The organism is Defluviicoccus vanus (assembly GCF_014672695.1).
GTDB lineage: Bacteria > Pseudomonadota > Alphaproteobacteria > Rhodospirillales > Defluviicoccaceae > Defluviicoccus > Defluviicoccus vanus.
This window is the reverse complement of record NZ_CP053923.1, coordinates 655,075-674,476: the sequence shown is the minus strand read 5'-3', so window position 1 is coordinate 674,476 and position 19,402 is coordinate 655,075. Positions and strand designations below refer to the sequence as shown.

The following is a 19,402-nucleotide window of genomic DNA, read 5'->3' as shown; positions in this document are numbered from 1 at the left end:
ACGGCTCGGTTTTCAGGCTTAGTGCCAGGGCTCAGTCCTCCTCCGGATCGAAGGGTTCAACCTCGGCAAACTCTTCGTCGGCGGTCTCGCCGCGCGTCTCGGACGGATTGAGCGGAGTAATGGATACGATTGCCGCGCCCGGAAAGGCGGTCATCACCGCGGCGATCGTCGGATGACGCAGCGCCTGCTGCCGCAGCGCGGCGTCCGCCGCCTGTGCCTGCTGGTGCAAGGATGGCTCCCCGCCTTCGCTGGACAGGGTGACCATCCAGGTGCGCTGGGTCATGCTGTTGAGGAACCGGCTCAGCCGTTGCGGCAGGTCGGCCGGCGCATGCGGCTCGAGCGCCAGGGCGATGTGGCCGCTTTCGAACTTGACCAGTCGGACGCTGCCGCGGAGATGTCCCTGCAGTAGCAATTCCCGTTGCTCCCCNGCCAGCGCCACCACATCGGCAAAGGACTGCAGTCGCCGCGGCTCGTCTGGCGCCGAGGCGGGAACCAATGCCGGTTTGGAGGCTGGTGCCGCTGCCGGTGCAGGAGTGCCGCTCGCCGGCTGCAATGCCACCGCTGCGGATGGACCGCGGCCGGCGCGGAGGTCATGCGACGGCGGCGTTCGGGGTGCTGGCGTGACCGCCTCCAGCGACGGCGCAGCGCCAATTGCCGGCCGGTTCGCCAGCGGTCGCGACGATGCGCTGTCGCCGCCGCCACCGCTGCCGCCGACAGTTCCGCCGCCGGCGCCGCCATCTTGCTCCAGCTGCGTCAGCGCCTCCGCCGGCGTCGGCAGCCTTGCCGTGTAGGCGAGGCGGATCAGCACCATTTCCGCGGCCTGGATTGGCGACGGCGCCATGCGGGTCTCGCCCAGGCCCTTGAGCAGCAGTTGCCAGGCCCGGGCCAGGGCACCGACGCCAAGCTGGCCGGCCATCTGGCGGCCGCGAATCCGTTCCGCCTCCGGCAGCCCGGGCGCGTCAGCGAGGTCCGGGGCGACGCGAATGCGGGTCAACCAATGCGTCAACTCCAGCAGGTCCTCGATGGTCGTCGCCGGGTCGGCACCGGCTTCATACTGACGGCCAAGTAGGGCCAGCGCCTCGCCCGCATTGCCAGCAAGTGCGGCCTCGAGGAGATCGAAGGTGATGGTCCGATCGACGAGACCCAGCATCTGGCGGACGGTCCGCGCGTCCAGTTGGTCGCCGGCGTGGGCGATCGCCTGGTCGAGCAGCGACAAGCCGTCGCGGACGCTGCCGTCGGCCGCACGCGCGATCAGGTGCAGGGCGTCCGCAGCGATGGTAATCCCTTCGCGCTCCGCCACCCATCCCAGATGCGTCGCCAGCATCGCCGCATCCACCCGCCGCAGATCGAAGCGTTGGCAACGGGAAAGCACGGTGATTGGCACCTTGCGGATCTCGGTGGTGGCGAAGACGAACTTAACGTGCTCTGGCGGCTCCTCCAGCGTCTTCAGCAGGGCGTTGAAGGAGTGGGTCGAGAGCATGTGCACTTCGTCGATGATGTACACCTTGCAACGGGCCGAGGTGGGACGATAGCGGACGCCGTCAAGCAGTTCGCGCATGCCCTCGACGCCGGTACGGCTGGCGGCGTCCATCTCGATTACGTCGAGGTGGCGGTCCTGGGCGATGGCGACGCAGTGTTCGCAGACACCGCAGGGCGTGACGGTCATGCTGCCACGGCCGTCGGCGCCAATACAGTTCAAGGCGCGGGCAATGATGCGTGCCGTCGTCGTCTTGCCGATGCCGCGGACGCCGGAGAGCATGTAGGCCTGGGCGATGCGTCCCGACTGAAAGGCATTGGTCAGGGTGCGGACCAACGCCTCCTGNGCAACCAATGCCTCGAAGGTCGTCGGTCGATACTTCCGCGCAAGAACCCGGTATGCCGTCGGCGACGCCCGGGACGGCAGCGGCGTGGGTTCGCTGGTGGGCGGTAACGGGTCCGTCATACCCTCAGATGCGTCATCACGGCTGGAGAGGTGGGAGACTGAGCGTGCGACCCGGACCAGAACTCGTTACGGCTGCTTCCTTCCGGACCTGACCGGCTTGGCGAGGAGCCCGTCCGACGTCAGCCTCCCAGCCCCACTATCGGCCTCCGCCGGCGCCGGCGCAAGGTCGAAGCCGATTTGGTATCGGCATTGGCCGCATGGCGCGGGGACCGATTGCTGCGTCGACGGCAGTGTGTCAGGGTAGGCGCATGCTCGTTAGTCTCGCCTACACCGATTGTCACCTTGACCGAGCGTCGCATTTGCGCGCCGACACGCGCATCATGGAAGCGCGATTGAACGACGCCACCAGCCGCTTTGTGCCGGTGTTCGAGGATCGGAATGNNGTGATCGACAACGGCGGCCTGCGTGCTTCCGTGCTTGCTGCCAGTGACGGCTCGCCGCTATTGCGCCAGCCGCAGGCGAGCGCCTTTCTCGGGATCGACCGGGACGATGCGGCTTGGTTCGCCATCGAGCTCAACAGTACTGCCGCCGCCGATCCCGCATGCCGAGCCGCCGGTCGTTTCGTTGATCTGCGCCGGGTCAGCGCCGGCTTGCCGGCTAACGATAGTGCTGTGCTCGCCTATGCGCGCGGTTTGATGCACTGGCATCGACGGCAGCGATTCTGCGGCAATTGCGGCGGTCCGACGATCAGTCGGCACGGTGGACACACCCGGGTGTGCAGCAACCCCGGCTGCGCGTTGCAGCATTTCCCGCGGACCGACCCGGCGATTATCGTCCTGGTCACCCGCTCTGGCCTGGGCGAAGAGGCCTGTCTGCTGGCGCGCCAAGCGCCATGGCCGGTGGGGCTGGTCTCCACCCTGGCCGGTTTCGTTGAACCGGGCGATNCGATGGAAGAAGCGGTGGTGCGGGAAATCCGCGAAGAGGTGCGCCTGACGCTGCGACGCGTCCGCTACCGCGGCTCGCAGCCCTGGCCCTTTCCCGCATCGCTGATGCTGGCGTTTCACGCCGAAGCCGATCCGGCCGACGATATCCACCTCGATGGCGGCGAACTGGAGATGGCGCGCTGGTTCACGAGGCGTGATCTGGCGCAGGTGCGGGAGATGGATCTCAAACTGCCGCCCCGCGACTCCATCGGCCGGATGTTGATCGAAGATTGGTGGCACGGCGGAGAAGAGTAAACGATAATAGCGACCCCGGAAGGGAGTAGGGCCATGCTGACAACGGTTCGCATCAGACCGGCGGAGCCCGTCGATGCGGAAGGCATTGCGGCAGTCCACGTGGATGCCTGGCGCTCCACGTACCCCGGCCTCATCCCTTCGAGCGTCCTTGTCCGTTTGTCGCGCCGCGCTCAGACGCGCGAATGGTCGGCACAGCTGTCGCGCCGCCAGTTCGCCGAGTGGGTCGTCGTTGCCGAAATGGCCAACGGCACCATCATCGGTTTTGGCAGTTGTGGCGAAGCACGCGTCACCAACCTGCCGCAAGCGGGAGAAATTTTCACCCTCTACGTGTCGCCTGAGCACCAGGAGCGGGGCATCGGCCGGGCGATGCTGCTCCGCCTGTTCGACCTGCTGAGCGACCGTGGCCTGACGTCGGCCCTGGTCTGGGTGCTGACGCAGAATCCGTCGCGCTTTTTCTACGAGACGATGNGGGGCGCCNGGGTCGGCGAACGCCAGGAGCGCCTGTGGAACACGATGCTGGCACAGACGGCCTATGGGTGGGACGACCTGCGCCTGGTTACGGCACGACGGGGTATGCGCGAGCTTTAGAACCCGATACGCCGGCTACCGTAAATGAAATTGCAATTGTAATGGCCATCCGTTGTGATGGCTCTTAGTGCCAATTGGGGAGCAGGCCTGATATGCCGGAACTCGACCCGATCCTTCTCTCGCGGATCCAGTTCGCATTCACGATCACCTTTCATATCATTTTTCCTTCTTTCACCATCGGTCTTGCCGCCTGGCTGGCAACACTGGAAGGCATTTCGCTGGCGACCGGTAATCCGGTCTATCGACGGTTATTCGATTTCTGGCTTAAAGTCTTTGCCGTCGCCTTCGGCATGGGGGTTGTCTCCGGCATCGTCATGGCGTTCCAGTTCGGCACCAACTGGAGCGAACTCGCCCGGCGTTCCGGGCCGATCCAGGGACCGCTCCTCGGCTACGAAGCCTTTACCGCCTTCCTGCTCGAAGCGACCTTCCTCGGCGTGGTGCTGTTTGGCCGTGTGCGCGTCCCCCGCTGGGCCTACTTCGCCGCCTGCTGCATGCTGGCACTCGGCACCACCTTCTCGGCGTTCTGGATCATGGCCAACAACACCTGGATGCAGGTGCCGCTTGGCGCGGAGTTGATCGATGGCCGCTACGTTCCCACCGATTGGGCCCTTATCCTCGGCAGTTGGGTGGCCTGGGTACGGTTTCCTCACATGCTGCTGGGTGCCTATCTGACCACCGCCTTCTGCATCGCCGCCACCGGGGCGTGGTATCTGCTGCGGCATATTCATCGCCAGGAAGCAGGCCTGATGCTGACCATGGCGCTCGGCCTGGCCGCAGTTCTGGTCCCGCTGCAGATCGCCTTCGGCCATCTCAATGGCGAGTATACGGCGAAGTATCAGGCCTCCAAGTTTACCGCCATCGAAGGCCGCTGGCAGACCGAACAGCCGGCGCGGCTGATCCTGTTCGCGATTGCCGATCCGGATAACGAGCGCAATCTGTTCGAGATCGCCGTTCCCTACCTTGGCAGTTTCGTCGATACCGGGACGTTTACTTCCGCGGAGCCCGGCATTGTCACCGTGCCAGCCGACCTGCGGCCGCCACTCTGGATCCCGTTCTTTACCTTCCGGATCATGGTCGGCATGGGCGTTCTCATGTTGACGATCGCCTGGGGTGGCCTTCTGCTCGGGCGACGGGGCTGGGACCGGGCGCCACGCTGGTTTCTGTGGGGCACTTTTCTTAGCTTTCCCACCGGTTTCGTCGCCGTGCTCACCGGCTGGTTCACCGCCGAGGTGGGGCGCCAGCCCTGGGTCGTCTTCGGTCTGCTGAAAACCGCCGACGCCGTCACCCCCTCGCTTGATACGAGTGCTGCCATCACCTCGCTGTTCGCCTTCGTCAGTGTCTATGCGCTGATCTTCTCTGCCGGCACGCTCTACATCTACCGCCTGCTGAAACAGGGACCGGACGCGGCCTCACCACCGGTGCACGCCGGTATCACGGCGCAGCGTCCGCTCGCCGTCCCCGGCGGCGCGCCCGGGACGGTACACGGCAAGCCCACCTTGGACGGGGAGTAGGGCGATGGAAGCACATCTGCCACTGATCTGGGCGCTGATCCTGGGACTGGCGGTTCTTATCTACGTCACCCTCGATGGCTTCGACCTCGGGGTGGGAATCCTGTTTGGCACCACACGCAACGAGACGGCGCGGCGCAACATGATGGCCGCCATTGCCCCGGTGTGGGACGGCAACGAAACCTGGCTGGTGGTCGTTGGCGCCGGCCTCTATGCCTGCTTTCCCCTGGTCTATTCGGTGCTGCTGCCGGCCTTCTACCTGCCGTTGACGCTACTGCTGGTGGCGCTGATCCTGCGTGGGGTCGCCTTCGAGTTTCGCTACAAGACGGTCCGCGGACGCTGGATTTGGGACTGGGGATTTTTCCTCGGCTCGCTGCTGGCGACCTTCGTCCAGGGGGCGGCAGTGGGTGCCATGGTCGGCGAATTGCCGGTGGTTGGCGACCGCTTTGTCGGCGGTTCCTTCGAGTGGCTGACCCCCTTCGCCGTCGCCTGCGGCATCGGTCTCGTCTTCGGTTACATGCTGCTCGGCGCCACCTGGCTGGTGCTGAAGACCGAGGGCGACGTGCACACCTGGGCACGCCGGCGCATTCTCCCGTTGCTGGCGGCGGTGCTGATGTTCCTGCTGATCGCCACGATCTATTCGCTGGCGAGCGATCTGCGGATCATGGGTCGCTATCTCGATCGGCCGTGGCTGTTTGTCTTTCCGGCGCTGGGCGCCGTCGCCACCATCGTCTTGTTCTTCTCTGCTCGTGCCGGCCGGTCCGATTGCACGCCTTTCGCCATGGCGGCACTCATCTTTCTCTCGGCGTTTGCGACCATGGCCGCCAGCTTTTGGCCCTACATGGTGCCCTTCACCATCACCATCGCCGATGCGGCGGCGCCGCCGCAATCACTCAAGTTCATGTTCTATGGTGCCGGCATCGTCGTCCTGCCGGTGATCCTGATTTACACCGCCGTGGTGTACTGGGTGTTTCGCGGCAAGGTCCGTCCGGACGTGGAATACCACTGAAACCGCCGGAGATGGTCTCTACCCGTTCATGGCCGATGGCGATGGCGATGGCGATAAACTAACATAGCAATTCGCGCTATAATTATCGGAGGTTGCTAGCGACAGGTTGCGTTTGGGAGAACGGCGATGAAGACAATTCTCGTTCCGTTTCACAGTGAGGAAGTCAGCACACTCGCGCTGCATGGCGCGNGCACTCCTGGACGCCGGTTCGGCAGCTACGTTGAGGGGCTGCTGGTGAGCGAGGGCCCGCATCTGGAAATCGGCCACGGCGTGCCGGTGCCGGCGGAGACCCTCTCCGACTACGCCAAGCGGTGGCGTGCCTTTGCCGACAGCTCACGCACGCGCTTCTGTCTTTCGGCGCGCGAGAACGGTCTGGCGATGGGCGAACTGGAGACCGAGGATCAGGCACCGATCGCCGGCTGGCGAGAACTGGAGGGAAACGAAGGTCATATCGTCGGGGAGCACGGGCGACTCTTCGATCTTATCGTCATCGGCCGCCCAGCGGAGCCGACGGCGCGTTGGCAGAACACCTGCGAAGCGGCCCTGTTCGAAACCGGACGACCGGTGCTGGTGATTGGCGCCGGTCCGGCGCCTTCGATCGGGCACGTGATCGCCATCTACTGGAACGGCTCAACCGAATCGGCCCGGACCATCGCGCTGGCGATGCCGTTGCTGATGGCGGCGGCAAAGGTTGAGGTGGTCACGGTTGAAGGCGGCATGATCGGCGGGCCGGAGGGGCGGGAGGTTGCCCGCCACTTGGAACGCAACGGCATCGCCGCTCGAGCGACGAGAGTCGAGCCGAAGCATCAATCCACCGGCGAGGCGTTCATCGCCGAAGCGAAGACGCTCGGGGCCGATCTTTTGCTCAAAGGTGCCTACACCCGCAGCCGGCTACGCCAGTATATTTTTGGCGGTGCCACGGAGCACATCCTGCGCCATGCGCCCATACCGGTGCTGATGGCGCACTGAGGGGGCGGATGTAGATGGGGCGGAGGCACCTCCGAACCGATCCGATCAGACCGGTTCCTCGCTAGCGGCGGCAGCCGTGTCGCCGCTGCGGTCGAAGCGGTATTGGTGCTGCGGGAAAACGCCGAGGGTGCGGACTTCGTGGGTGAAGAAATCCAACTCCTCGAAGGCGAACTTCATGTTCGGATGTTCGGGGTGGCCCTCAACCTCGACGTAGAACTGCGCCGCATTGAACCGTCCACCGACGAGATAGCTTTCGATCTTGGTGATGTTGATCCCGTTGGTGGCGAAGCCGCCAAGCGCTTTGTAGAGCGCGGCCGGGACGTTGCGCACGCGGAAAACGAAGCTGGTCATCGTTGGTCCCGACTTCGGATGCGGCACGATCGGCTCTTTCGCCATGATCAGAAAGCGGGTGGTGTTGTGTGCCGCGTCCTCAATATTGGCGCGCAGGGTTACCAGGCCGTAAATGGCGCCGGCGAGTTCGGAGGCGATCACCGCCTGGGTGGGATCGCCCGCCGCAGCGATTTCCGCCGCCGCGCCGGCGGTATCGATGCGCACCACCGCTTCCAGGCCCAGCTCGCGGATCAGCTTCCGGCACTGGTTGAGTGCATGAATATGGCTGTGGACGTGGGTGATCTGGTGCAGGTGCGCACCCTTAAGGCCGAGCAGGAAATGGTTAACGCGTTGATAGTGCTCGCCAATTATATACAGCCCGGAGCTTGGCAGGAGATTGTGAATGTCTGCCACGCGCCCGGCGACCGAGTTCTCGATCGGGATCATGGCGAAGGTGGCTTGGCCGTTGTGCACGGCGGCGATCGTATCTTCGAACGAGCGACAGGGCAGGGTCGAAAGTTCCGGCCGGGCATTGCGGCAGGCGAGATCGGAATAGGCGCCGGGTGCACCCTGAAAGGCGATCGTGCGNGCGGGGTCGGACATCTGCGACGTCGCTGGTTTCAGCGCGACGTCGCCGGCAGAGGCGGTAGCGGCGCCAGGGGTGGTGGCGGCGTCAAGGGCGGCAGCGGCGTCAGGGGCGGCAGCGGTGTCGGCTCGGGAATCCATTCGGGTAGCCTGATTGTTTCGACGTTAAGTAACACTGGCAGATAATGCCGCCGCGAAACCGCATGAAACAACTGGCCGCGGGCAACAACCTTCTTCTTTTGCAGCGCCCGCAACGCGGGCTCGTCGGTTGGTGCGATGACCAGTTGAATCTTCCGCACTTTCTTCTCAGTGGTGTTGATCCGGTCCATCGGGTCGGCGACGACGCACAGCGAAGACCGGAGGACCAGAACCCAAGCCTGTTCGGACCGTGGCGGCCGTTTCAGCGGTCTTGCCCGCAACAGCACCGGGTCCGGCGCTTGGGCAGCAGCCTCGGTGGGGGTGCTGCTGCTTGGCCTCAGCGGCCCGATGAATGCCGGGTCGACGGCGGGCGTCAACGGGCTGTCGGCGGCCGCACCGGCCGGCGGGCCGGCAGGGGCCGGTGCCGTTGTTGCGGTATTGGCTTTCGCCGCTGCGGTGGCGTCTGGCTCCGCCATCACCTCCACATCATTCGGGTTGACGAACAGATCCTCAACCGGCTGTTGGACGAAGGCTTCCCGCTGCAGGATGCCTTCCAGGTCGACGACCGAAGGGCCGTAGCTCATGCACGGCAGCGCCGGCACGGCGGCGAGGGCCGGGACGTCCGTCAATACCGTCGCCAGAAGTGCCAAGCCGCCAATGCGCGCCAACAATGGGTCGGCGGCAGGCATGCGCTCAGCGCCGAAGGATGGCGCGGGCGCGATCCAGTTCGGCTTGGGTGTCAACGCCGAGCGGAACCGTGTCGACCAGGGAGGCATCGATGCGCATGCCATTTTCGAGCGCGCGCAACTGCTCCAGCCGCTCGCGTCGTTCGAGCAAGCCCGGCGGCAACTGGACGAAGCGGTTGAGCGCCGCGCGCCGATAGGCATATAGGCCGATGTGATGATAGAGCGGACCATCGCCCCACGGCACCGGCGAGCGGCTGAAATAGAGCGCTCGGCCAACGGTGCTGCCGGCGGCGAACCCCGCCGCCACCTTGACCACGTTGGGGTCGTCGCGCTCCGCCGGATTGTTGATCGGCGCCACAAGGGTGCCGATGTCCACNACCGCCGGGGACGCGAGTGCCCGTATCGCCGCCTGCAGCAGCGTTGGATCAAGGGTTGGAAGATCACCTTGCAGGTTGACCACCACCTCGAAGCTGCCTTCGCCGTCCACTGCCTGCAGCGCTTCGAAAATGCGATCCGACCCGGATGGATGGTCAGGAAAGGTCATCACCGCACGGCCTCCGGCACCGGTGATCGCGTCGGCGATTTCCTGCTCACCACAGGCGACAACCACCGGCCCGACATCGGCTTCGAGGGCGCGGCGCCAAACCTGGACGATCATCGGCGCGCCAGCGATATCGGCGAGAGGTTTACCCGGCAGACGGGTCGACGCCATCCGCGCCGGGATGACGACGATTGCATTAGGCAGATAGGACATAATGAGGCAAATACCACAGGTGTCGCGTGGCGGCTAGATCTTGTACCGTGAAACGTTGAAGGCGTTGGCTGGTTAGGGCTAGAGTGCGGTTGCGAAGGGGCGAGTGCGGGCCAACCGCCTGTGAGACGCAAGGGGCCACGAGGGTTTATAAGCGGGCCGTCAAGAAGGATCCGGAAATGCATTTTTCGTTTGTGGAAAAGTTGGGGCTGTCGGTGCTGATCGGCGCCTGGTTGGTTTACGGGACCAACTTCCTCGGCAGCACGCTGGTTAGCGTAACGCCGCATGCGCCGGCGATGCAGGTCGCGGCGAAGGAGGCCGCCGGCGATGCCGGATCCGCAGCAGCGGCGGCGCCGGTCGACATCATGCCGCTCATCGCTGCCGCCGATCCGGCAGAAGGCCAGAAGGTGTTCGGCAAGTGCAAAGCCTGCCACAACGCTGACAAGGGCGGAGCGAATCAGGTGGGGCCGAACCTGTGGAACGTCGTCGGTGGCCCGCATGCGCATAGCGCAACCTTCACCTATTCCTCGGTGATCGCTGGCATGCACGACAAGACGTGGAGCTATGAGGAGCTGAATGCGTTCCTCACCTCGCCCAAGACCTACGCGCCGGGCACCAAGATGACCTTTGCCGGTCTCAGCAAGCCGCAGGACCGCGCCGCTGTCATCGCCTTCCTGCGCGGCCAGTCCGATTCACCGCTGCCGCTTCCGTGACCGACCTCAGCGTATTCGTTCAACGGGCGGAGGCGATGGCTGATGCTGTCCGCCCGGTGGTGCTGAAGTATTTCGCTGACCCGGTTGCTTTCCAGCGCAAGTCCGACTCCAGTCCCGTCACCGCTGCCGACCGCGAGGCCGAGGCGGTGATGCGGCGGCTGATCGAGCAGACGTGGCCAGACCACGGCATTCTCGGCGAGGAATACGGCGCCGATCGCACGGATACGTCGTTCGTCTGGGTTCTCGATCCAATCGATGGCACCAAATCCTTCGTGACCGGCAAGCCGCTGTTCGGGACATTGATTGCCCTGACCCGCGACGGTGTTCCCATTGTCGGCATCATCGATATGCCGGCGCTGGGCCAGCGGTGGGTCGGCGCCGAGGGGCGGGTTACCACATTCAACGGCGAACCGGTGAGCGTCCGCTCGTGTCCGAACCTCGCCGACGCATGGCTCTATGCCACCTCGCCACAGATGTTTGAGGGCGATGACGTCGCCGCCTTCGAACGCTTGCGGCAGCGTTGTTATGCGGCGGTCTATGGCGCCGATCTTTATGCCTACGGCCTGGTGGCACGCGGCCGGGTGGACTTGGTCTGCGAGGCGTCGCTGCAGCCTTATGACTACTGTGCAGTGGTCCCGGTGCTGCAGGGAGCCGGCGGGACGATCACCGACTGGGAGGGCCGGGCCCTCGGGCTCACATCGGGCGGGCGGGTCCTGGCGGCGGGTGATCGCAAGGCTCATGCCGCCGGGTTGGCGGCACTGACTGCGTGAGCGCCATCCGTCGCTGCCTCGTCGTTGCGGTGGCGCTGATTGCTTTCCACCTCTCACCTGCCGATCACGCCCTTGCGGCCGAGGCCGGGATCCATACCGGCCATGCGATCGCGATGTTTGGCGAGCCAAAGTACCCCGCGGATTTCAAACACTTTGACTACGTGAACCCGGCTGCGCCGAAAGGCGGCGAGATGCGCCAGGGCGTTGCCGGTACCTTCGACTCGTTTAATCCCTTTATCACCAAGGGAAACCCGGCGGCTGACGTGGCGAACGAAAGCCTGACCGTCGCCAGTCAGGATGAGCCATTCACCCAATATGGCCTGCTGGCCGAAAGCATCAGCTGGCCCGAGGATCGGGCGTGGGTCGCCTTTACCCTGCGACCGCAGGCGCATTGGCACGATGGCGCACCGGTCACCGTCGAAGACGTGATCTTTTCGCTGCAGCTGCTGAAGACGAAAGGCCAGCCCTTCTACCGCTTCTATTACGCGGCGATCGATCATGCGGAGAAGATCGATGCGCGAACGGTGAAGTTCGTCTTCAAGCAGGCCGGCAATCGAGAGCTACCGTTGATTGCCGGACAGATGCCGATCCTGCCGAAGCATTACTGGGAAGGGCGCGACTTCGAGCGTTCGACACTGGAACCGCCCCTCGGCGNNGGGCCCTACCGGGTTGGCACGTTCGAGCCGGGACGGTTCGTGGTGCTGGAACGCGTCGCCGACTATTGGGGGCGGGATCTGCCGGTGAATGTCGGGCAAAACAATTTCGATCGCTTGCGCTTCGATTACTTCCGCGACGAAACGGTGCTACGGCAAGCACTGAAGGCAGGTGTGCTGGATTTCCGGGTCGAGAACCAAGCGAAGGCGTGGGCGCTGGACTATGACATTCCGGCGGTGCGCGAGGGCTGGCTGCAGAAGGTGTTGTTCCCGCACCGGCGACCGGCCGGGCTGCAGGCGTTCGTCTTCAACACCCGCCGGCCGGTGTTTGCCGATCCACGGGTGCGCGAGGCGCTCGGCTATGCCTTCGATTTCGAATGGACCAACCGGGTGCTGTTCTTCGACCAGTACACCCGCGCCCGCAGCTACTTCAACAATTCGGATCTCGCTGCCATAGGTACGCCCTCGCCGGCGGAAGCGGCGATCCTGGCGCCTTACCGCGGCCGCGTGCCCGATGCCGTCTTCGGTCCGGCGTATGAGCCGCCGGCGACCGATGGAACAGGCTGGCCGCGCGCCAACCTGGAACGCGCCTTCGCCCTGCTGCGCGAGGCGGGCTGGGTGGTCCGCGACCTGAAGCTGGTCAACGCAGCCTCCGGCGAGCAGCTGGCGTTCGAGATTCTCATCGATACGCCCACCTTCGAGCGGATCATGCTGCCCTTTGTCCGCAACCTCACCCGGCTTGGCATCGACGTCAGCCTGCGGCTGGTGGACGACTCGCAGTATGTCAATCGCCTGCGCGCCTTTGATTTCGACATGGCGATGCTGGTCTGGGGACAGTCGNGGTCGCCCGGCAACGAGCAGCGCGATTTCTGGAGTTCCACCGCCGCCCAGGCGGAGGGCTCGCGCAACTATGCCGGCATCCACGATCCGGTGGTGGACGAGTTGATCGAGCAGTTGATCGTCGCCTCGGACCGCGACAGTCTGATCGCCCACACCCGTGCCCTCGATCNNCGGGTCCTGAGCTGGAACTTCTATGTTATTCCCGGCTGGTATTCGCAGGCGGATCGGGTGCTTTACTGGGACAAGTTTGCCTATCCGGCGGTTTCCCCCGACCAGGGCGTTTCGCGCGATACCTGGTGGTATGATGCGGCCAAGGCGGCGCGCCTCGCGGCGCGGCAGCCCGCCGCAGCCGCGGCGGAGTGAGGGAGGGCGATGGGCGCCTACATTCTTCGTCGTCTGCTGCTGATCATCCCCACCCTGTTGGCGATCATGCTGATCAACTTTTTGATCATCCAGACGGCGCCGGGCGGGCCGGTGGAGCAGGCGATCGCGAAGTTGACCGGTGTCGGCGGTGCGGCGAGCGAGCGGATCTCGCGCGGTGGCGGTGGCGAAACCATGGCCGGCATGCGGGGCGGCGCCGGCGACAGTGGTGGCGCGATGCTGAAGTATCGCGGTGCCCAGGGCCTCGATCCCGATTTCATCAAGGATCTCGAACGGCAATACGGCTTCGACAAGCCGCTGTGGCGGCGCTTCATCGATATGATCGGCAAGTATCTCGTCTTCGATTTCGGCGAGAGCTACTTCCGCAACGCACCGGTGATCGATCTGGTGCTGCAGAAGATGCCGGTGTCGATCTCGCTCGGGTTGTGGACGACGTTGCTGACCTACCTGATCTCGATCCCCCTCGGCATCGCCAAGGCGGTGCGCGATGGCAGCCGGTTTGACGTCTGGACCTCGCTCGTCATTGTCATCGGCACCGCCATCCCGGCTTTCCTGTTTGCGGTCCTGCTGTTGGTGCTGTTTGCCGGTGGCAGCTACGTCCAGTGGTTTCCCCTGCGTGGCCTCGTCTCAGAGGACTGGTCGGCGATGGCCTGGCCCGCCCGGATCATCGATTACCTGTGGCACATGGTGCTGCCGATTACCGCCATGGTCATCGGTGGCTTCGCGACGCTGACCATGCTGACCAAAAATTCGTTCCTCGATCAGATCAACCAGCAGTACGTCCTCACCGCCCGGGCCAAGGGCTTGAGCGAGCGCCGGGTCCTCTACCGGCATGTGTTTCGCAACGCGATGCTGATCGTCATTGCCGGCTTTCCCTCCGCCCTGGTGGGCATTCTGTTCACCGGCGCCGTGTTTATCGAGATCATCTTTTCGCTCGACGGCCTCGGCCTTCTCGGCTTCGAGGCGGCGTTCAACCGTGACTATCCGCTGATGTTCGGCACGCTGTACGTCTTTTCGCTGGTGGGACTGCTGCTCAACCTGGTCGGCGACGTGACCTACATGCTGATCGATCCGCGCATCGATTTCGCCGCGAGGCGGGCGTGAAGCGAGGCGCGACAGCAACGGTGGCCGCAGCCGCCGACGATCGCTGCTTCGGCCGGCGGATCACCCCCTTGTCCCGGCGGCGGATCGAGGCATTCAAGGCCAACCGGCGTGGCGTGTGGTCGTTGGCGATCTTTCTCGTCCTGTTCATCGTCAGCCTGTTCGCCGAATTCGTCGCCAATGACCGGCCGATCCTCGTCGTCTACGACGGTGCGGTTTATCTCCCGGTCTTTCAGCGCTACCCCGAGACCACCTTCGGCGGCAGCTTCGCGACGGAAACCGACTACAGCGATCCCGCCGTCCGCCGGATGATCGAAGCCAGGGGCTGGCTGCTGTCGCCTCTCATCCCCTATGGCTATCGCACCGTCGCCTGGAACCTGGGCGCCCCCGCGCCGTCGCCACCCGATGCCCGGCACTGGCTCGGTACCGACGACCAGGCGCGCGACGTGCTGGCACGGGCCATCTATGGCTTTCGCATCTCGGTGCTGTTCGGCTTCACCCTGACCATCGTCTCGGCCATCGTCGGTGTCGCCGCCGGCGCGGTGCAGGGCTACTTCGGCGGCTGGGTTGACTTGGGGCTGCAGCGGTTCATCGAGGTGTGGTCGTCGGTGCCGACGCTCTATGTGCTGATCATCCTCACCAGCATCGTCGAGCCGACCTTCTGGTGGCTGCTGATCATTCTGNCTGCGTTCGAGTGGATGAGTTTCGTCGGTGTCGTCCGCGCCGAGTTTCTCCGCGCCCGCAATTTCGACTACGTTCGCGCCGCCCGCGCCCTTGGTGCATCGGACACGGCAATCATGCTTCGCCATATCCTGCCGAACGCGGTGGTGGCGACGATGACCTTCCTGCCCTTTATCCTCGCCGGCTCGGTGACGGCGTTGACCGGCCTCGACTTCCTCGGCATCGGCCTGCCGCCGGGATCACCGTCCCTGGGCGAGTTGCTGGCACAGGGCAAGGCGAACCTGCAGGCGCCCTGGCTGGGGCTGACCGGCTTCATCGTCATCGCCCTGATGCTGTCGCTCCTGATCTTCATCGGCGAAGCGGTGCGTGACGCCTTCGATCCTCGCAAGGCGATCGCCGGCATGCGGCCGCTCCTTGGCTCGGGGGCGAAATACCCCAGGTGGAGCGCCCCGTCGGCGCAGTGGCGGACTAGGAAGGGGCAGGGGGCCGTGCTCGCCGATCCGCAACCATCTCTCGATCCATCCCGGTCACCGTTGCTCAGTGTCCGCCAACTGGCGGTCAGCTTTGGCCGCGGCGAGCGGGAAGTTCGCGCCGTTCGTGGCGTCTCCTTCGACGTGGGCCGCGGCGAGACGGTGGCGCTGGTGGGCGAGAGCGGGTCGGGCAAGTCGGCTTCCGCACTGTCGATCATGCGCCTGTTGCCCTATCCGCTGGCGTGGCATCCGGGTGGTGCGATCCACTTCGAGGGCGAAGACGTGCTCGCCGCATCGCCGGCGCGGATGCGGNCGCTGCGCGGCGATCGCATGGCGTTGATCTTCCAGGAACCGTTGACCTCGCTCAATCCGCTGCACTCCATCGAACGCCAGATCAGCGAGGTGCTGCTGGTGCACCGGGGTTTGACACCGCGCCAAGCCCGCGCCCGGACGCATGAGTTGATGCATCTGGTGGGCATGGGCGATGCGGTGGACCGCCTCGGCGCCTTGCCGCACGAGTTTTCCGGCGGTCAGCAGCAGCGAGTGATGATCGCCATCGCCCTTGCCAACGAGCCGGACCTGCTGATTGCCGACGAGCCGACCACCGCGCTCGACGTCACTATCCAGGCGCAGATCCTGAGCTTGCTGAGAGACTTGCAGGCGCGGCTGCGGATGGCGCTGCTGCTGATTACCCACGACCTCGGCATCGTCCGCAAGATGGCGGCGCGGGTCTGCGTCATGAACCAGGGCCTGATCGTCGAGCAGGGCGACGTGGCCTCCGTTTTTGCCACGCCGCAGCACCCCTACACCCGCCGGCTGCTGGCCAGCGAGCCGAAAGGGCAGCCCGATCCCGCCCGACCTGACGCCGCCGTCCTGGTGGAGGCGACAGACACGCGGGTGTGGTTTCCGGTCAAGCGGGGTCTGTTCCGGCGAACGGTGGATCACCTCAAGGCAGTGGATGGCGTCAGTCTCAGCCTGCGCCGCGGCCAGACGCTGGGGGTGGTGGGTGAGAGCGGATCGGGCAAGAGTACCCTCGGGCGGGCCCTGCTGCGGTTGACGCACAGTCAGGGCAGCATCACCTTTGATGGCGTTCCGCTGCAGGGGCTCGACTGGTCGGCGCTGCGGCCGCTACGCCGGCGGATGCAGATCGTCTTCCAGGACCCCTACGGTAGCCTCAGTCCGCGGATGTCGGTGGGCGAGATCATCGCCGAGGGTTTGCGCATCCACCGCCAGGGCGGCGACCGGGCGGAGCAGCGGCAGCGCGTCGCCGAGGTGCTGACCGAAGTCGGCCTCGATGCGGCGGTACAAGATCGCTATCCACATGAATTCTCCGGTGGCCAGCGACAGCGGATCGCCATCGCCCGGGCGTTGATCCTCCGCCCGGAGTTTATCGTCCTCGACGAGCCCACCAGCGCGCTGGATGTGTCGGTGCAGGCACAGATCGTCGAGTTGCTGCGGGCGCTGCAACGGGCGCATGGGATCGCCTACCTGTTCATCAGTCATGACCTGCGGGTGGTTCGGGCATTGGCGCACGAGGTTCTGGTGATGCGGGCAGGACGGATCGTTGAACACGGCCCGGCGGCAGCAATCTTTGCCGCACCAGGGCATCCCTATACGCAGGCGCTGCTCGCTGCCGCCTTGACCATGGACGTTGCCGGACCGCCGGCCGTAAGCTGAGAAACAATCAGCGCCGACAGGGAAGAGATGGCAGACCGCGCGATTACCCTTGCCTTCGATGTTTATGGCACGCTGGTGGATCCGGCTGGCATCGCTCAGCAGTTACAGGCGGATCTCGGCGCAACGGCGAGCGACTTCGCTGCCCTCTGGCGCGAAAAGCAGCTGGAGTATTCCTTTCGCCGCGGGCTGATGCAGCTTTATGCCACCTTCGCCCAATGCACGGCCGACGCTTTCGATCATACGGCGGTGCGGTTCGCTCACACCTTTGCGGCCGAGCGGCGAGCCGCGATCCTCGATGCCTACAAGCGCCTGCCGGCCTTCGCCGAAGCAGTGCCGGCCTTGCAGCGATTGCGCACCAACGGTCACCAGTTGTTTGCCTTCTCCAACGGCACCGCGGCGGACGTGACGGCAGTGCTGGAGGGCGCTGGCCTGTACCCGCTGCTTGACGGCGTCGTCAGCGTCGACGACCTGAAGACCTTCAAGCCGTCACCCGCGGTCTACGCCCACGTGCGACGCGCCACCGGTGCCTGGTCGGGCCGGTGCTGGCTCGTCTCCGGCAATGCGTGGGACGTGATCGGCGCGCGCGCTGCCGGGCTCGACGCCGCCTGGGTGCAGCGCACGCCGGCGCAGATCTTTGACCCGTGGGGGATCGAACCGACGCTGACCGTCAGTTCACTCGCTGACCTCGCCGATCGGCTCTAAAATTTGATCTCGACGCGTGGCGGGCCGTTGTCCTGGTCGTCGAAATAGGATCGGCACTCTAGGACGCGACCACGGCGGATACCGTACTGTTCGTCCAACGCTTGGCGAACCGCTGTCGTGCGTGACTGCGCCAGTTGCCCCAGACCGGCGCGAAGGTCGGCGACGGCGACCGGATAGATGGGGTCGCTTTCGGGAGGCAGTGCCTGCTTCGCCAATGCCGCCGTCCGGTCCTGCAATGTCGTCCGACCGCAGACCTGAACGGTTAATTTCTCTTCCTCCTGCAACAGTTTGGCCAGCGATGCGAGGATCGTCTTGCCCTGGGCATCCGGGGTGATGGTGTTGGCGTCAAAGGTGATCGGCGCCAGCTTCGGTGCCGAGCCACTGGCCGCGTCGACGAGGAGGTTCAGCGGCAGCAGCGCCATCTTGAACGGGGCGAGCACGGCGCCTTTGACGACGTTGGTCATCGCCAGAGTGATCACGTCACCAAAATCGAAGGAGGGAGANGCAAGATTGCCGGAGAGCGGGAGGCTGAGGGTGATTTTTCCCTCGCTGTCTTCCAGCAGGTTGAGCGCGGTGTTGATCGGCACGCCAATCGTCTTTTCCGCCTGACCGGCGATTTCGGCGCTCGCCGGCGTGAGGGCCAGGCTGTTGGCGACAAGATTGATTACGCCCTGCAATTCGCCCTGCTGCGCGGTGGCGTCGGCTTTGATCTGCAGCCGGCCGCTATCGATATTGAGGCCGATCGCCTGCGCCGTGTAGGGGGAAAGCTGCGGCAATTGCAGATACTTGACGCTGGTGCTGAGCGCGAAGTCCGGCTTGGGTGCGAGCGGCGACGCCCATCCTTGCGCCTCGATCTGGGTGAACTCGTTCAGGCGCGCGCGCAGAAAGAGATCGGTCTTGCCCTGCGGCCGTTCCGAATTCAGTTCACCCATGTCGAAGGCCTCAATCTTCAGCGCGAAGCGTGCGGGAGGCCGCAGCACGTCGTCTTCGAAATTGACGTGAGCGCTGTCCTCGACGCGAAGGTGGCCGATGCGCAGCGGTGCCTTTTCCTTCGTTGCCCGTTGCACCACCTCTTCCGCTGCCTTCGCCACCTGCTCGGCCGCGGGATCTCCGCCCATACGCTCGAGCCAGTGGCGGCTGATGGCGGCATCGGTCTTGGGTGAAAATCAGCGCATCGGCGTCGACGGCGCCGCGGTCGTCGAGGATGAGGTCGCGGACTTCGACCGCCTGGGCGCGCATGCGAGGGACCGTGTTCGCCTGACCAGTGCTGAGCCCGCCCACGGTTGCATCGAGGGCGACGTGCCACGCCGGCGCCGGCGGTCGGCCGATGGCGATTTCTTTNNCACCGCCGCCTGCAAGCGATCGACGTCCATCTGACCACCGGCGACGGTGTCCAGTTCCGACGAGCGCAAACTGATCCCGTTGCCATCGAGACCAACGGCGGCCTTGGCGGTCACGCTGTCGCCTTCCGTCTGCACATCGAGGCCGGAGAGGTTAAGCGCGAGCTTGGATACCTTGCCTTTGCTCTCGGCGTTTGACCCACGGGAGGCGGCCAGCGGGCTTTCCCAGCGCACATCGGCATCCGCCAAGTTCAGCGCTGCGTTGCCCCCGACGCGGAGGCGTTGACCCGTCATCGCCAGGGATAGCGACGTGGCCGACAGGTCGAACTGCCCGAGCGAGAAGGCGGGACGTGCCGGCACATCGCCGAGGGAGCCCTTTGCCGCCGTCCA

16 protein-coding genes, 1 other RNA gene and 1 pseudogene are annotated in these 19,402 nt (G+C 65.1%); 12 read left to right on the top strand and 6 right to left on the bottom strand.

Features of this window, described 5'->3' with window-relative positions:
• Nucleotides 1–31 precede the first annotated feature (31 nt).
• Both HQ394_RS03035 and ffs read right to left on the bottom strand, forming a co-directional pair.
• Nucleotides 32–1,942 (bottom strand): DNA polymerase III subunit gamma/tau, encoded by a 1,911-nt coding sequence (locus tag HQ394_RS03035; protein ID WP_190261972.1) that lies wholly within the window; start codon nt 1,940–1,942, stop codon nt 32–34.
• A gap of 30 nt (nt 1,943–1,972) precedes the next feature.
• Nucleotides 1,973–2,070: signal recognition particle sRNA small type (ffs, locus tag HQ394_RS03030), an RNA gene on the bottom strand.
• A gap of 69 nt (nt 2,071–2,139) precedes the next feature.
• Here ffs and nudC point away from each other — a divergent pair.
• From nudC to HQ394_RS03005, 5 genes are all read left to right on the top strand, one after another.
• A complete protein-coding gene (nudC, locus tag HQ394_RS03025) occupies nt 2,140–3,120 on the top strand; it encodes an NAD(+) diphosphatase (protein ID WP_456151479.1) in 981 nt (326 codons plus the stop codon).
• A 33-nt stretch (nt 3,121–3,153) separates the two neighbouring features.
• Nucleotides 3,154–3,708, top strand: a complete 555-nt coding sequence (locus HQ394_RS03020) for a GNAT family N-acetyltransferase (protein WP_190261970.1) — start codon at nt 3,154–3,156, stop codon at nt 3,706–3,708.
• A 92-nt stretch (nt 3,709–3,800) separates the two neighbouring features.
• On the top strand, nt 3,801–5,219 hold the full coding sequence (locus HQ394_RS03015; protein ID WP_190261969.1) for a cytochrome ubiquinol oxidase subunit I: 1,419 nt from the start codon (nt 3,801–3,803) through the stop codon (nt 5,217–5,219).
• Between the two features lie 4 nt (nt 5,220–5,223).
• Nucleotides 5,224–6,225: a cytochrome d ubiquinol oxidase subunit II gene (gene cydB, locus HQ394_RS03010; RefSeq protein WP_190261968.1), complete on the top strand. Its 1,002-nt coding sequence runs from the start codon at nt 5,224–5,226 to the stop codon at nt 6,223–6,225.
• Nucleotides 6,226–6,351: 126 nt separating this feature from the next.
• On the top strand, nt 6,352–7,194 hold the full coding sequence (locus HQ394_RS03005) for a universal stress protein (protein WP_190261967.1): 843 nt from the start codon (nt 6,352–6,354) through the stop codon (nt 7,192–7,194).
• Between the two features lie 45 nt (nt 7,195–7,239).
• On the opposite strand, the gene HQ394_RS03000 is transcribed toward HQ394_RS03005, so the two are convergent.
• The 3 genes from HQ394_RS03000 to HQ394_RS02990 are packed head-to-tail and all read right to left on the bottom strand — an operon-like array spanning nt 7,240 to nt 9,687.
• Entirely contained in the window at nt 7,240–8,127 is an 888-nt protein-coding gene (locus HQ394_RS03000; RefSeq protein WP_190261966.1) for a prephenate dehydratase, read from the bottom strand.
• Between the two features lie 17 nt (nt 8,128–8,144).
• Nucleotides 8,145–8,936, bottom strand: a complete 792-nt coding sequence (locus HQ394_RS02995; RefSeq protein WP_190261965.1) for a DUF4431 domain-containing protein — start codon at nt 8,934–8,936, stop codon at nt 8,145–8,147.
• Nucleotides 8,937–8,940: 4 nt separating this feature from the next.
• Nucleotides 8,941–9,687: a 3-deoxy-manno-octulosonate cytidylyltransferase gene (locus tag HQ394_RS02990; protein ID WP_190261964.1), complete on the bottom strand. Its 747-nt coding sequence runs from the start codon at nt 9,685–9,687 to the stop codon at nt 8,941–8,943.
• A 176-nt stretch (nt 9,688–9,863) separates the two neighbouring features.
• Here HQ394_RS02990 and HQ394_RS02985 point away from each other — a divergent pair, with 176 nt between their 5' ends.
• From HQ394_RS02985 to HQ394_RS02960, 7 genes and pseudogenes are all read left to right on the top strand, one after another.
• The gene (locus HQ394_RS02985; RefSeq protein ID WP_190261963.1) at nt 9,864–10,397 is read left to right on the top strand and encodes a c-type cytochrome; all 534 of its coding nucleotides are present in this window, start codon (nt 9,864–9,866) and stop codon (nt 10,395–10,397) included.
• Entirely contained in the window at nt 10,394–11,167 is a 774-nt protein-coding gene (gene hisN, locus HQ394_RS02980; RefSeq protein WP_190261962.1) for a histidinol-phosphatase, read from the top strand. The genes HQ394_RS02985 and hisN overlap by 4 nt, the downstream gene beginning before the upstream one ends.
• Nucleotides 11,168–11,280: 113 nt before the next feature.
• The gene (locus tag HQ394_RS02975; protein ID WP_190263089.1) at nt 11,281–13,023 is read left to right on the top strand and encodes an extracellular solute-binding protein; all 1,743 of its coding nucleotides are present in this window, start codon (nt 11,281–11,283) and stop codon (nt 13,021–13,023) included.
• A 9-nt stretch (nt 13,024–13,032) separates the two neighbouring features.
• A complete protein-coding gene (locus HQ394_RS02970; protein WP_190261961.1) occupies nt 13,033–14,145 on the top strand; it encodes a microcin C ABC transporter permease YejB in 1,113 nt (370 codons plus the stop codon).
• Nucleotides 14,142–15,206 (top strand): annotated as a pseudogene (locus HQ394_RS19465) (ABC transporter permease); the annotation flags it as partial. The gene HQ394_RS02970 and the pseudogene HQ394_RS19465, both read left to right, overlap by 4 nt.
• Nucleotides 15,207–15,311: 105 nt before the next feature.
• Complete coding sequence (locus tag HQ394_RS19460; RefSeq protein ID WP_223292018.1) at nt 15,312–16,970, top strand: ABC transporter ATP-binding protein; 1,659 nt, start codon at nt 15,312–15,314, stop codon at nt 16,968–16,970.
• Between the two features lie 27 nt (nt 16,971–16,997).
• Nucleotides 16,998–17,672, top strand: coding sequence for a haloacid dehalogenase type II (locus HQ394_RS02960; protein WP_190261959.1), 675 nt, complete (start codon nt 16,998–17,000; stop codon nt 17,670–17,672).
• Here the strand turns inward: HQ394_RS02960 and HQ394_RS02955 are convergent.
• On the bottom strand, nt 17,669–18,790 hold the full coding sequence (locus HQ394_RS02955; RefSeq protein WP_190261958.1) for a DUF748 domain-containing protein: 1,122 nt from the start codon (nt 18,788–18,790) through the stop codon (nt 17,669–17,671). The two genes, HQ394_RS02960 and HQ394_RS02955, sit on opposite strands and share 4 nt — an antisense overlap.
• Nucleotides 18,791–19,402: the final 612 nt, after the last annotated feature.